Below are 13,873 nucleotides of genomic sequence, written 5' to 3'. Positions count from 1 at the left end.
CGCTCATGAGCGAGCGAGGCGCGCATCGTACTCATGCCATGATCCTACGTACCCGTTTCGAAGTTGATCACGGGCCGGTACCGGGTTCGCCCTCCTGCGGCCTGCCGGGCGCTTGCAGGTGCAACCGGGCGAACACCAGCGACTCCGCCAGCAGCGCCGCGCGTTCCTGCTGGTTGCGGGCCTTCCGACTGTTCACCTCCAGCACGACCGAGCCGGCGAAGCCGTCCGCGGCGAGCAGCTCGCAGACCTGCGCGCACGGCTGGGTGCCGCGCCCCGGCACGAGATGTTCGTCACGGGGCGCTCCGGTGCCGTCCGCCAGGTGGACGTGCGCGAGCCGGTCCTGCATCCGCTTGTACAGCTCCACCGCGTCCACGTGCGCGGCGGCGGCATGCGACAGGTCGAGCGTGTAGTTGCGGTAGCCGACCTCCGTCGGGTCGGGCGAGGGCGTGAACGCCGACAGCCCGCTCGCCCGGCCGCCGCGCAGCCGGTTGAGCCGGTTCGGCGGGCGGATCGGGAACATGTTCTCCACCGCGACCCGGATGCCGCTGGTCTCCTCCAGCTCGCCGACCAGGTCGCCGAAGCCCTCGGCGTACCGGCGCTGCCAGCGGAACGGCGGGTGCACCACCACCGTCGAGGCGCCCAGATCGCTCGCGGCCACCACCGCGCGGCGCAGCCGCTCCTCCGGCTCGGGCGACCACACCCGCTGCGTGATCAGCAGGCAGGGCGCGTGCACCGCCAGGATCGGCACCCCGTGCTCCTGCGCGAGCCGGTGCAGCGCGCCCACGTCCTGGCTCACCGCGTCCGCCCAGACCATCACCTCGACCCCGTCGAAGCCCAGATCGGCCGCCATCTCGAACGCCGCCCGCGCGGGTTGCGGCCACACCGATGCGCTGGAGAGCCCGACCGGGATGTCGGGGCGGCTCGGCTCGGTCGTCGTATGCGGTTGCGGTGTCATGTCCTGCCCCAGCGTGTCGCGGCCCCACCACCTGGTGTCACCCCGGCGGGTCCGGGTGCGGACCCGCGCGACGAATCCGGCCTCAATGCCCGATCAGCAGCAGCGCGGCCGGTGACACGGTGCAGATCAGCCCGACCAGCACCGCGAGCAGGATCGTCTGCAGATCGTCGGTGCGCAAGAACTTCCGCGCCACGAACACCAGCGCACCCGTGATCGCCAGCGCGGCGACCAGCGCCGCGATCGGGATCGCGGTCCACAACCAGCGGAACGCGAACCACACCGCGCCACCGCAGATCAGCCCGGCACCGCCCTGCAGCGCCAGCACCAGCCACTCCTTGCCGGTGGTCTGCTCCGGTTCCTCGTCGGCGTCGTCGGCCCGGTAGTCGTCGGCGTCCAACCCGGCGGGCGCGGCGTCGTAGTCGTCGTAGTCGTCGTCGGCGTCGTAGCCGTCCCGGTGGTACCGGGTGGCCTCGCCGTCGGCGTAGTCCTCGAAGACCGCTTCATCCGGGTAGGCGCCGCCGGTGCGGTCGTAGTCCTCGTAGTCGTCGAAGTCGTACGGGTCGTCGGAGCGCTGCGGCGCTTCGGGAGCTCCGGGGTAGGCCATCATCGCGGTGCCCTCGGCCCCGGCGCTCTTGGCCTCGGCCTCCACCCTCGGCAGCTGCTCGGTCGCGCCCTCGATGGGCACCGACCGGGTCGGCTGCTCGGGCGGCGGGCCCGCGGGGGCGCGTCCGGGCAGCGCGGGCTGCTGGACGGTCATCTCCGCGTCCGACGGCGCGGCCTCGGGTTCGTGCGGAGCGGTCGCGCGCGGCGGCGCCCCGGCGGCGGCGAAGCGGCGAGCCCAGAACCCGGACCCCTGGTCCGGATCGGCGACGTCGTCCTCGGGCGGCGCGGATTCCGCCGCGGGAGCCGCGGGCGGTCCCGGCGCGACGGGCGGAACCGGACCGGCGGGAGCGGGCGGCGGACCCGCGGCAGGTGGCGCCGCGGTCGGCTGCGGCCCGGTGCGCGGGGGTCCGGGCGGTGGCCCGGCGGGCTGCGGCCCGGACGGCGGGCCGCCGTACTGGGGTGCTGCCGGGGGGGAGGCGGGCGGAACCGGGGCTTGCGGCCCCGTGCCGCCGTGCGGTGCCTGCGGGCGTCCCGGAGCGGGCGGGGCGGCGCCCCCGGCCTGGCCGGAACGGGTGTCCTCGGCCTCGTCCGGCTTGATCGCGCGCATGGTGCCGCTGTCCGAGAGCACCCGTTCGATGATCGCCTGCGGGGCGGTTTCGCTCGGGTCCTCGGCGCGCCTGCGTCGCCGGTGCGCGTTCTTCTGGGAGCCGCCGCCGTACTCGGCGAGCAGCTCCGCGACGGTGCGCTGGCTCGGGTGCTCGGACCCGCTGTCCCGACTCATCGATTCCACCGTGCCCCGTAGTGGGCTTGCCGTCCAGTTCCCCGGTCCGCATCCGACCCGTTCGCGAAGGGCTCCGCGTCGAACGACCCGAGCTCTAGGCGGGTCCGCATGGCAGTGTGGTCCTCTCCGTTGGCGTGGTCCAGCCGCCTGAGGATGACGCCTTCCCGCAGCGCCCACGGGCAGATGTCCAGTTCGGTGACGCCCAGCGCGCGCATCACCGCCTCCGCGACCAGCGCTCCGCTGACGAGCTGGTGGGAGCGCGCGCTGCTGACCCCGTCCAGCCCGGCCAGGTCGGCCGCGGACATCCGGGTGATGAACGCCAGCAGCTGGCGCAGGCCGGTCTCGGTGAGGGTGCGCGGCACGCGCGGGCCCGCCGAGGCGGGCGCCGAACCGGTGAGCCGCGCCAGCGAGCGGAACGTCTTGGAGGTGGCGACGGCACGATCGGGGCCGCCGATCTTGCGGAAGCGCTTCGCCGTCGGAGCCAGCTGCTCGTCCAGCCACTCCCGCACTTCGCCCACCTGCCGCCGGCTCGGCGGGTCCTGCGGCAGCCGGGTGCGGGCCAGCCGACCGGCGCCCAGCGGCAGCGAGGCCGCCAGGTCGGGCTGCTCGTCGATGCCGATGGCCATCTCCAGCGAGCCGCCGCCGATGTCGAGCAGCAGCAACCTGCCCGCGGACCAGCCGTACCAGCGCCGCGCGGCCAGGAACGTCAGCCGCGCCTCCTGCTCGCCGGAGAGCACGCGCAATTCCACGCCCGTCTCGTCCCGGACGCGCGCGAGCACCTCGGTGGCGTTGTCGGCTTCGCGGATCGCGGACGTGGCGAAGGCCATCAGGTCTTCGCAGCCCGCCTGCTCGGCGGCCTGCTTCACCTCGGCGACGGTGCCGACGAGCTCATCGGCGTCGTCGTCGCCGAGGCGCCTGTCGGCGCCGATCCGCTCGGCCAGCCGCAGCACGGTCTTCTCCGATGTCATCGGGGTCGGATGGGCACCACGGTGCGCGTCCACCACGAGCAGGTGGACGGTGTTGGATCCGACGTCGAGCACCCCTAGGCGCATGTCCGACAACGTTACCGGCCGCAACCACACCCCCGAGCCGGGTGGGGGCCACGAACCGGTGCGAACCGGGCCACACCGCCGTCGCCCCCGCGCCCCGCCTCGACGCGCCCCGTGCCGGGGTCGCTACTCGCCCCGGGCGGGCGAGGCGCTCACACCTCGAACTTGTAGCCCAGGCCGCGCACCGTGACCAGGTACTGGGGTTCGGCCGGGTCCGGCTCCAGCTTGGAGCGCAGCCGCTTCACGTGGACGTCGAGGGTCTTGGTGTCGCCGACGTAGTCCGCGCCCCACACCCGGTCGATCAGCTGCCCGCGGGTCAGCACCCGGCCCACGTTGCGCAGCAGGTATTCGAGCAGGTCGAATTCCTTGAGCGGCAAGCTGATCTCCTCGCTCGCCACCGTCACCACGTGCCGCTCCACGTCCATCCGCACCGGACCGGCCTCCAGCGCCTGCGGCTGCAGGTCCTCGGCCTCGCCGCCGCGGCGCAGCACCGCGCGCACCCGCGCGATCAGCTCCCTGGCCGAGTACGGCTTGGTGACGTAGTCGTCGGCGCCCAGTTCGAGCCCGACCACCTTGTCGATCTCGCTGTCCCGCGCCGTCACCATGATCACCGGGACGGCGGAGCGCTGCCGCAGCTGCTTGCACACGTCGGTGCCGCTCATGCCGGGCAGCATCAGGTCGAGCAGCACGATGTCCGCGCCGTTGCGGTCGAACTCGTCCAGCGCCTCCTGGCCGGTCGTTGCGACCGCCGCGGTGAACCCCTCCTTGCGCAGCAGGAACGCCAATGGGTCGGCGAAGGACTCCTCGTCCTCCACGATCAGCACCCTGGTCACCGGACTCCTCCCGTTTCGACGGTTGCGACCCCGTCCGCACTATCGGTCTCGGGCCGGGTGTCCGCCCGGCCCGGTTCGGCGGTACCCGCCGCGGCGTCCGACCGGGCCTCGCCCCCGGACTGCTCGGAGCCGGCGAGCTCCGAACCGGTCGCCGCGTTCTGCTCGCCGGTACCGCCCACCTCCGCGTCGGCACCGTGCCGAGGCACCCGGAGGGTGAACGTGGAGCCGGTTCCGAGCCTGCTCCACAACTTCACCTCGCCGCCGTGGTTGGCGGCGACGTGCTTGACGATGGCCAGCCCGAGGCCGGTCCCGCCGGTGGCCCGCGAGCGGGCCGGGTCGACGCGGAAGAACCGCTCGAACACCCGCTGCTGGTGCTGCGGGTCGATGCCGATGCCCCGGTCGGTGACGGCGATCTCCACGAAGTCGCCGACCATCCGGCGGCTGATTGACACCGGCGACCCCGGCGGGGAGTACGACACGGCGTTGTCGATGAGGTTGCTCAGCGCGGTCACCAGCAGCGTCCGGTCCCCGTCGAGCAGCAGGTCGCTGGGATCGTCGAGGGTGATCTCGATGCCCGCGGACTCGGCCGCGATGCGGGAGCGCCCCAGCGCCTCCTCGACGACGACGTCGACTTCGACGGTGGTCAGCTCGGGCAGCCGTTCGGCGCCCTGCAGCCGGGACAGCGCGATGAGCTCGGAGACGAGCGTGCCCAGCCGGGTCGACTCGTGCAGGATCTTGGTGGAGAACCGGCGGACCTCGTCGGCGTCGTCGGAGGCGTCGATCACGGCTTCCGCCAGCAGCGCGAGCGCGCCGACCGGGGTCTTGAGCTCGTGCGAGACGTTGGCCACGAAGTCCCGCCGGGTCGCCTCCAGCCGGACGGCGTCGGACTCGTCGCCCGCGTCGATCACGGTGAACCCGTCGCCGAGCGGTCGCACTTCGCCGAGCACCGCGGCCGGTCCGCGACCGCGCAGCGACGTGCGGTTCAGCGGGGACAGGTCCACGGTCACCGGTTCGCCGGTTTCCAGCGCCTCTTCGGCGGCTTTGCGGGCGCGGGGGTCGGCCTGGTTGTCGCGGACGAAGCCGAGCTCGTCGGCGCGCGGGTTGTTCAGCACCACGTCGCCGAACCGGTTGAGCACGACGATGCCGTTGTTCGTCCGGTGCACGAGTCGCTGCAGCAGTTCCGCGACGGTCGGCCCCTCGGGCCGACGGCGTTCGCGGTGCCGCGCCGTCCGCGCGGCCAGGTACCCGGCCGCCACACCGATCGCCAGCAAGCCGATGATCAGGGCGGTATAGCCCAATGCGGTCACAGCAGCATCGTAAGCAGGGAGATGCGGTGCTGGACCAGCCCGCGAGCGCGATCCGTGACACCCGCGACATGAATCGGAGGGTTCTTCACCTCTGATTCACTCGAAAGTGGAGCCGGGTTCAGCTGCGGACCGTTGCCGCGCTCCCCGCGTGAACAGGGAGCGGACGTAGAACGGGCGACACCTTCGCTCAGGTGTCGCCCGGTGAGACTACGGCCGGTGATCGCCTCGCCACCGGGCGCCGCTGCGCACCGGTGGCGAGGCGATCTCGGATCAGCGCCCTTGGTTGGCCACCGCCGCCGCGGCCGAGGCGGCGGCGTCCGGGTCCAGGTACGTGCCGCCCGGGTTGGTCGGGGCCAGCTGCTCGTCGAGGTCGTAGCGCAGCGGGATGCCCGTCGGGATGTTCAGCCCGGCGATCTCCTCGTCCGAGATCCCGTCGAGGTGCTTCACCAGCGCCCGCAGCGAGTTGCCGTGCGCGGCCACGAGCACGGTCCGGCCGGCCCGCAGGTCCGGCACGATCGCGTTCTCCCAGTACGGCAGCAGCCGCGCCACGACGTCCTTGAGGCACTCGGTGCGCGGCATGTCGGCGCCGAGGTCCGCGTAGCGCGGGTCGCCTTCCTGGCTGAACTCGTCGGTCGGCTCGATCTCCGGCGGCGGCGTGTCGTAGGAGCGGCGCCAGAGCATGAACTGCTCCTCGCCGTACTCGTCCAGGGTCTGCTTCTTGTTCTTGCCCTGCAGCGCGCCGTAGTGCCGCTCGTTGAGCCGCCAGTCCCGGCGCACCGGGATCCAGTGCCGGTCGGCACCGTCCAGGGCGATGTTGGCGGTGGTGATGGCCCGGCGCAGCAGCGAGGTGTGCAGCACGTCGGGCAGCACCCCGGTTTCGCGCAGCAGCTCGCCGCCGCGGCGCGCCTCGGTCGTGCCCTTCTCGGAGAGGGGAACGTCGACCCAGCCGGTGAACAGGTTCTCGGCGTTCCAGGTGCTTTCGCCGTGTCGCAGCAGTACCAGAGTCCCGACAGTCATGGGCTCAGGCTATGACAAGCCGTCCGCGCCGCGTGCCCGGCCGCCGCGGGCGCGCCCGCGAACCTCAGGGCCCTGACGCGAGGGGCGGCGACGAGCTCGCGAGGCCCTCGGGAGGCCACCCGATCGCACTGAACATCGTCCCCGTCCCCCGAACGACGCAGTACCAACCGGAACTGGGCCGATCGGGTCAGCCTCCACTGCTCCGCGACTGAGTGACCATGCATGAAACATGAGAATTTTTCAGTTGCGCGACACAACGACCACCCCGTGGTCGATCACTCAGAGCAGTGCGCCACCGTATCGAGTGATGATCTTCGGGGGAACGCAGCCGCTGGCAGTGACCCCGCAAATCGGTTGTGGTCGTCACCCGACGGTTATCCATTCACCGTGCCACCGTGACACGAAAGTGTCGCCAGTCACAAACGAGCACACTATTCCTTGATGATTAATCCGCAGCGTTACCCCTAGTGGGGAAGATCACTCGAATGGAGTAATAGATCGGACTTGTGGCCAGTGCGTGACTCTGCGAAGTTGACACTGCTCTCGCGGATCGGCTCCCACGCACTCCCCGGTCCGGACGAGAGCAACAAAAAGAGCGTGGTTCGTCTCCCCCGTCGAACCACGCCCCGCCGGGCCCCGGGTGCCCCCCGCCCACTGGGCCCGCAGGCGGGACCTCACGCGTGGGGCGGTTCGAGCTCGCGACTCCCCCTCTCTCCCGAGCCGCCCCTCGCGTCCGCCGGTCCGACCAGCGGACGCACGCAGGAGCAGGGGGTCAGGCCCGTTCTTCGTCCGCCGGCGCCAGCGGACCGTCCCGGCGCACCAGCTGCTCGAACGGCCGCAGGTTCGCCAGCGACTCGCCGCGCGACTCCCGCCAGCCCCACTCCCGGCGGATCGCGGTGCCGAACCCCAGTTCCAGCAGCGAGTTGAAATCCCCGTCCGCGGCCTCCAGCACCTGCCCGAGCACCCGGTCGATCTCCTCCGCCGTCACCGCGTGCAGGCCGATCCGGCCCACCAGGTAGATGTCCCCGGTCCCGTCGATCGTGTAGTGCACGCCGTAGAGCCGCGCGTTGCGCCGAAGCAGGTACCGGTAGACGTCCTCGTGCGCCTCGTCCGGCTGCCTGCACACGAAGGCCTCCACGACCACCGCGTGCTCGGCCACGACCAGCCAGCAGTTCGTCTGCAGCTTCTTCGTGCCCGGCAACGTCACGAAGAACCGGCCGTCGGCCTCCTGCCGGTAGTCCAGTTCGCTCGCGTCCAGCGCGGACTCGATGGTCTCCACGACGGTCACGCCGTCACCTCCAAGCTGAACTGCGAGTGGAACGCGTGCTTCGCCCGCGCGTAGGTGTCCAGCAACGCCTCCGTGGTGCGGTCCCAGGAGAACGTCTCCGCGTGCTCCACCGTCCCCGCCGCGAGCCGGGTGCGTAAACCGGCGTCGGCCACCGAGCTCAACGCGTCCGCCCACTGGTCCGTACCGTGCCCCGCGACCAGCAGCCCGGACCTGCCGTCGGCCACCGCCACCGGCAGGCCGCCGACCGCGGCCGCCACCACCGGCGTGCCGCAGGCCTGCGCCTCCAGCGCGACCAGGCCGAACGATTCGTTGTAGCTGGGCACCGTCACCACGTCCGCGGCCCGGTAGACGTCGGCCAGCGCCTCCCCGCCCTGCGGCGGCAGGAAGCGCACCACATCGGCGATGCCGAGTTCCCGCGCCAGCTCCTGCAGCGCCTCCGGGCGTTCCAGCCCGCTGCCCGACGGGCCGCCGACGACCAGCACCGCCAACCGCGGGCGCAGCTCGGGACGCCGGGCCAGCAGCTCCGCGGTCGCGCGCAGCAGCACGTCCGGTGCCTTCAACGGCTGGATGCGGCCGACGAACGCGAACACCAGCGCGTCCCGCGACAACCCGAACCGGGCGCGCGCCGCGGCCGAATCTCCCGGCGTGAACCGGCGCAGGTCCACGCCCGGCGGGATGGTCGCCACCTCCGCCGGGTCGGCGCCGTAGAGCCGGACCAGGTCGGACGCCTCCACCTCGGTGTTCGCGACGAGGCGGTCCGCCTCGGCGACCACCTGCTCCTCGCCGAGCACCCGGACCCGCGGCTCGGGGGTGTCGCCCGCGGCCAGCGCGGTGTTCTTCACCTTCGCCAGGGTGTGCGCGGTGTGCACCAGCGGCACTCCCCAGCGTTCCCTGGCCAACCAGCCGACCTGCCCGGACAGCCAGTAGTGCGAGTGCACGACGTCGTAGAACCCCGGCTCGTGCCGGGCCTCCGCGCGCAGCGCGCCCGCGGCGAACGCGCACAGCTGCGCGGGCAGCTCGTTCTTGTCCAAGCCCTCGAACGGACCGGCCACGACGTGGCGCACCGTGACGCCCGGCGCGAGCTCCGCGACCGGCGGCACCTCGGAGGACGTGGCGCGGGTGAAGATCTCCACCTCGGTGCCGAGTTCGGCCAGCCGGGTCGCGGTCTGCGCGATGTAGACGTTCATCCCGCCCGCGTCACCGGTGCCGGGCTGCTCCAGCGGCGAAGTGTGCAACGAGAACACGGCGGCGCGGCGGGGCCGCATCCGGGCGGTGCCAGAAGTCATCGACTAGCCCTATCGCAAACCTTGTCGGGGACGTCCGCGCGGACGTCCGATCCGTTTCGGACGCTGTAGAAGCTCGACGCCGGTGCGGGGGAAAACATTCCTGCGCCGCCGAGCACAGCCCGCTGACGCTACCCCGGAGCTCGCGGCGACCGGCTCGAACGCCGAGCGGCTGGTGACGCTGTTCACAGCCGGGGATCGGCACCGGGCATGAAAAAGTCCCGCGAGGGCGGATCGAACCGCCCTCGCGGGACCGGGAAAGCGCAGCGCTAGATCACAGCGCGGACTTCTGCTGCCACTGCTCCCAATCGATCATCCAGTCGAAGACGTCGAAGCGCGGTTCCATCGTGGTGACCGCACCGGTGACCTCGATCGGGTCGCCGATCAGCGCGCCGTCGAAGTAGGCCTTCGCGTCCGCCTCCGACAGGTTGATGCAGCCGTGCGAGGTGTTGACCTTGCCGAGGTTGGCGCGGTTCTCCTCGTTCTCGTGGATGAACTCACCGTGGTTGGACATCCGCACGGCCCACTTCTTCTCCACGTCGGTGTAGCCGTAGCGGGGGTTGTCCATGATCTCGACGGGGTTCTTCTGCATCACCATGTAGGTGCCGTTGGGCGTGTTCAGCTCCGGATCGTGGTCCTTGCCGTAGCTGGCCGGGTAGCTCGCGATCTGCTTGCCGTCCTGCTCGACGATCATCTGGTGCGTGGACGCGTCCGCCTTGACGATCTGCGAGCGGCCGACGGAGAACTTCGTGGTCAGGTCGGAGCGCCCGTACTCGCCCTCGCCGTAGTGCACGCCGTAGAGGTTGGCGTCGACCTCGACCTGGGTTCCCGCGGGCCAGTACTCCTTCGGCCGCCAGTCCACCTGCTTGTCCGACAGCCACGCCCAGGCGCCCTCGACGGGCACGGACGGCCGCACCTGCAGCGCGCGTTCCGCGGCGGCCTTGTCGGTGACGGGCTGGTCGAACTTGACGCTGATCGGCATCGCGACGCCGACCTCGGTGTGGTCGGTCGGGTTGACGGTGGCGCGCACCGTCTTCGCCGGGGACACGGTGGTGAAGCTGCCCTGGACCGGGACGCTCTGCCCGTCGGTGCCGGTGGCCTCGCCGGACCAGGTGTAGGTCTTGCCGTAGCCGAGCTGCTCGCCGGCGGTCCAGCTGAGGCCGTCGGCTGCCAGTTCGCCCTCGACCTCCTTGCCGTCGCCGTTGGTCAGCGCGACGTCGTCGAGCTTGCCGCGTTCGACGCTGACCTTCACCGGCGCGGCCGGGTTGACGTCGCCACCGCCGCCGGGTTCGAGGTGCACCTTGGCCGCGGGCGCCTGCGCCTGCGCGCCACCCCCGGTGCCACCTCCGCCCGAGGACTGCGACCCGCAACCCGATATCAGCAGCACGGCCGCCAACGCGCCCGCCAGCGCAGTCCACAGCAGCCGTACCCGCGACCGACCCACCCTGCTCAGCACTCCTTGACCCCGATCCGTTCCGACATGGTTCTCACTACTCGAAGACGTCCGGCGACCAGAAAAGATGTCGCCGATCAACAGTGTGTCGGGTCACAGCATCGCCGCTGCGAGCGCCCCCGGGCCGCGCGAACCGCACGATCGGGCGGGACCGGCTCACTCGACAGGGCCATGACCAGGGGGAAGGGCGCTCGCCGACCGTGATCGACATCGGGCTCGCGCGGTCGCCGCGAGAACTCGATCGCGCGAACGATCACATCCGTGGGCTAACTCACCGCACATCCGCGATCACACTTGGAGCTGGCGGTGCAGCACGCACAGCTCCACGTCGAGCTCGGCCAGCACGTCCACGATGGGGCTGGCGAAGCCGGTCATCCCGCTGCGGGTGCCCGCGAACAGCAGCCCGACGACCCGGCCGTCGTGGTTGACCACCACACCGCCGGCGTCCCCGGGACGCAGGAAGCACCCGGCGGAGGCGGGGCAGTCGATGCGGATCTGCTCGCGCAGCACCCGCACGCCCAGCGCCGCGCCGTGGTCCACCCGCAGCGTCACGTCCACCGAGGTGACCACTCCGCTGGTGACACCGCTGCCGTAACCGCACTTGCGCACCGGCTCACCCGGATAGGCGGCGCACTGCCCCGTCACCGGACCGATGCCGGGAATCACCGGGGAATGGCCGACGCCCCTGCCCAAGGTGACGGCCGCCGCGTCCACCCGGCCGGACAGCGCGCCGCGGGCCAGGTCCGCGTACACGTGCCCGGTGTCCGGGTCGACCATCCGATCGCCGACCGCCCAGCCGTCGTCGAGGCAGGCCACGTCGAACGTGGTCAGGCCCATCGTCGCCACCGCGGGCGGATGCCCGACGACCAGCGCGCCCAGCGTCCCGGTGCGCCGGTACCGGCCCGCGTAGCGGGCGTCCGGCGGCGCCAGCTGCACCGAGCGGCACGGCGCCAGCCCGTCCCCGCCGGTGACCGCGCCGTCGTGCGCGAAACCGCGCCCGCGCAGCGCCACCGATTCCTCGGCGCAGGTGTGCGCGTGCTGCAGCAGCGGCTTTTCCTCGATGACGTCGGTGGGGATGCCGAGCACGTCCGGGGGGACGTGCGTGCCCGGCCACACCCGGTCGGGAGGACGTTTGCGCGCGACGGACACGACGATGCCCTGCTCACCGGTGAACCGGCCGGCGGTGCGCTTCTCACCGATGTCGACCGCGGTGACGCCTGGGAGGTCCAGCAGCTGGTCCTCGACCGCGCGCTTGATCGGCCTGATGACCGCTCTGTCCCGAAGTTCCCTGATGCTGAGCATGGCGGCCCCCTCCAGCAACCATTTAACACTCAGGGTTAATCAATAGTCACGAAGAGTCACTCTTCCGGCCGGTCAGCAGGCGGGTGAATCCGGTCGGCACCACACCGGAACCGCGCTTCGCGCCCCCACGCCTCAGAGCGAACAGTCCACCAGGACGGGCTCGGGCGCCAGTGACACGCCGAACGCCGAACGCACCCCGTCGCGGACTTCACGCGCCAGGTGGAGCAGGTCGGCGGTGCTCGCCGAGCCCCGGTTGGTCAACGCCAGGGTGTGCTTGTCGGACAGCGCCGCGCGCCCGCCGGGGCCCGCGTGGCCCTTGCCGAACCCGGCGCGGTCGATCAACCACGCGGCGGAGAGCTTCGTGCGCCCGTCCGAAGCCGGGTACTGCGGCACCCGCTCGTCCGGTCCCACGCGGGCCGCGATCAGCTCCAGCACTCCGGGCAGCTCGTCGGCCGCCACGATGGGGTTGGTGAAGAAGGAACCCGCGCTCCAGGTGTCGTGGTCCTCGGGGTCGAGCACCATGCCCTTCGTGCGCCGTAAGCGCAGCACGGCCTCGCGCACCCGGGTCACGTCGACGCGGGCGCCCGGCGTCACGTCGAGTTCGCGGGCCAGCTCGGCGTACCGGATCGGCGCCGACTCCCCGCCGTCGCGCAGCAGGTAGCGGGCGCGCAGCACCACCGCGTCCGCGGTGTGCTTGAGCACGCTGCCCCGGTAGACCAGCCCGAGGTCGTCGGCCAGCACCGTGCGGATCCGCCCGGTGTGCCGGTCCAGCAGGTCCACCGAGACGAGCATCTCGGAGATCTCCACGCCGTAGGCGCCGACGTTCTGCACCGGGGTGGCGCCGGTGAGCCCCGGGATCCCGGACAGGCACTCCAAGTTGCCCAGCCCCTGGTGGACGGTGTCGGCGACGACGTCGTCCCAGTCCTCGCCCGCTTCGACGGTGAGCTGCACGAATCCGTCGACGATGTCGTAGCGGCGACCGCGGGTGGCGATCCGCACGACCCGGCCGTCGAAGCCCCCGTCCGCGATCACGAGGTTCGAGCCGCCGCCCAGCACCAGCAGCCGCTGACCGGCCGCGTCGGACTCCCGGACCGCCTCGGCCAGCTGGTCGGGGTGTTCGGCCAGGACGAACTCGGCGGCCGGGCCGCCGAGGCGCAGCGTCGTGTGGCCGGACAGGGCGTGGGGCGTCGGCTCGCCGGTCGGCGGCGCGCCACCGCTGGTTCCTTCGGCGCCGGACATCGAGGGGTTCACGATTGCCAAAGGTAACCTTCCGCCCATGGCACGCCGCATCGAGCACCGCAGCACCTCCGAGTGGCCCGCGTCGCAGGTGCATGCGGCGCTCATCGACCTCGACTATCTGCGGGAGCGCCTCACCGAGCTCGGGGGTACCCGCAACGAGCTCGTGGAGCACGCGGTGGACGGCGACGCGGTGCGCTTCGAGGTGCGCCAGGGCGTGCGCACGGACTCGCTGCCGCCGGTGGCGCGCACCGTCGTGGGCGCGGGTGACCTGGTGATCGACCGCAGCGAGTCCTGGCGGCGCGAGGAGGACGGGCACTACACCGGCGAGATCGCGGCCGAGGTCGCCGGGGTGCCGTGCACGGTCGGCGGATCGATGTGGCTGCGCGACCTGACCGACGGCGCCGACGCCAGCGAGTTCGTCGTCGAGGGCGAGGTGCGGGTGAACGTGCCGTTCGTCGGCGGCAAGCTCGAAGACCTCGTGGCCGACCAGGTGCAGAAGCTGCTGGCGGCCGAGGAGCGGTTCACCACCGAGTGGCTGGCCCGCCGGCCCGCCTGATCTCGGATGATCTCCACCACCTGGGCGGGAACCGCATGAACCAGCCCCGCAAGCGGGCTCCCCGGCTGGCGGCCGGACGTGCCCGCGCGCTCGGCGTGCCCACCCGCGGCACCACGAACCCGAACCGGCTGCGCCGCGTGGACCGCTGGATCGCCGGCACCCCGTGGGTGGCCCGTTCGCTGTCCTCGGCCGCGGATCCGCTGGTCA

General features: G+C 72.0%; 12 protein-coding genes and 1 pseudogene. 2 read left to right on the top strand and 11 right to left on the bottom strand.

Going from position 1 to position 13,873, the window contains the following annotated elements:
• Positions 1 to 67: 67 nt before the first annotated feature.
• The 11 genes from BJ969_RS00065 to BJ969_RS00015 all read right to left on the bottom strand — a co-directional run bounded on the left by BJ969_RS00065 (position 68) and on the right by BJ969_RS00015 (position 13,110).
• Entirely contained in the window at positions 68 to 955 is an 888-nt protein-coding gene (locus BJ969_RS00065) for a sugar phosphate isomerase/epimerase family protein (RefSeq protein ID WP_184475979.1), read from the bottom strand.
• A gap of 82 nt (positions 956 to 1,037) precedes the next feature.
• A complete protein-coding gene (locus BJ969_RS00060; RefSeq protein WP_184475977.1) occupies positions 1,038 to 2,339 on the bottom strand; it encodes a hypothetical protein in 1,302 nt (433 codons plus the stop codon).
• Positions 2,336 to 3,391 (bottom strand): Ppx/GppA family phosphatase, encoded by a 1,056-nt coding sequence (locus tag BJ969_RS00055; RefSeq protein WP_184475975.1) that lies wholly within the window; start codon positions 3,389 to 3,391, stop codon positions 2,336 to 2,338. Before BJ969_RS00055 ends, BJ969_RS00060 begins: the two co-directional genes overlap by 4 nt.
• A 149-nt stretch (positions 3,392 to 3,540) precedes the next feature.
• The gene (locus BJ969_RS00050) at positions 3,541 to 4,221 is read right to left on the bottom strand and encodes a response regulator transcription factor (RefSeq protein ID WP_184475973.1); all 681 of its coding nucleotides are present in this window, start codon (positions 4,219 to 4,221) and stop codon (positions 3,541 to 3,543) included.
• Entirely contained in the window at positions 4,218 to 5,528 is a 1,311-nt protein-coding gene (locus BJ969_RS00045; protein WP_184475971.1) for an ATP-binding protein, read from the bottom strand. Before BJ969_RS00045 ends, BJ969_RS00050 begins: the two co-directional genes overlap by 4 nt.
• A 270-nt stretch (positions 5,529 to 5,798) precedes the next feature.
• Positions 5,799 to 6,545, bottom strand: coding sequence for a phosphoglyceromutase (locus BJ969_RS00040; RefSeq protein ID WP_184475969.1), 747 nt, complete (start codon positions 6,543 to 6,545; stop codon positions 5,799 to 5,801).
• A gap of 772 nt (positions 6,546 to 7,317) precedes the next feature.
• A complete protein-coding gene (locus tag BJ969_RS00035; protein ID WP_184475967.1) occupies positions 7,318 to 7,833 on the bottom strand; it encodes a YbjN domain-containing protein in 516 nt (171 codons plus the stop codon).
• On the bottom strand, positions 7,830 to 9,119 hold the full coding sequence (gene mshA, locus BJ969_RS00030; RefSeq protein ID WP_184475965.1) for a D-inositol-3-phosphate glycosyltransferase: 1,290 nt from the start codon (positions 9,117 to 9,119) through the stop codon (positions 7,830 to 7,832). The genes BJ969_RS00035 and mshA overlap by 4 nt, the downstream gene beginning before the upstream one ends.
• A gap of 271 nt (positions 9,120 to 9,390) precedes the next feature.
• Positions 9,391 to 10,560, bottom strand: coding sequence for a L,D-transpeptidase (locus BJ969_RS00025; RefSeq protein WP_343071151.1), 1,170 nt, complete (start codon positions 10,558 to 10,560; stop codon positions 9,391 to 9,393).
• Positions 10,561 to 10,857: 297 nt separating this feature from the next.
• Entirely contained in the window at positions 10,858 to 11,871 is a 1,014-nt protein-coding gene (locus BJ969_RS00020) for a chymotrypsin family serine protease (RefSeq protein WP_184475962.1), read from the bottom strand.
• Positions 11,872 to 12,003: 132 nt separating this feature from the next.
• Complete coding sequence (locus BJ969_RS00015; RefSeq protein ID WP_184484548.1) at positions 12,004 to 13,110, bottom strand: UDP-N-acetylmuramate dehydrogenase; 1,107 nt, start codon at positions 13,108 to 13,110, stop codon at positions 12,004 to 12,006.
• Positions 13,111 to 13,147: 37 nt separating this feature from the next.
• On the opposite strand from BJ969_RS00015, the gene BJ969_RS00010 reads away from it, so the two are divergent.
• Entirely contained in the window at positions 13,148 to 13,666 is a 519-nt protein-coding gene (locus BJ969_RS00010; protein WP_184475960.1) for a DUF2505 domain-containing protein, read from the top strand.
• 35 nt (positions 13,667 to 13,701) lie between these two features.
• A pseudogene (locus BJ969_RS29895) lies at positions 13,702 to 13,873 on the top strand (class I SAM-dependent methyltransferase); the annotation flags it as partial.

The sequence above is a fragment of the Saccharopolyspora gloriosae genome (assembly GCF_014203325.1).
Classification (GTDB): Bacteria; Actinomycetota; Actinomycetes; order Mycobacteriales; family Pseudonocardiaceae; genus Saccharopolyspora_C; species Saccharopolyspora_C gloriosae.
The sequence above is the reverse complement of the archived record's forward strand: the minus strand, read 5'-3'. Positions and strand labels throughout refer to the sequence as shown.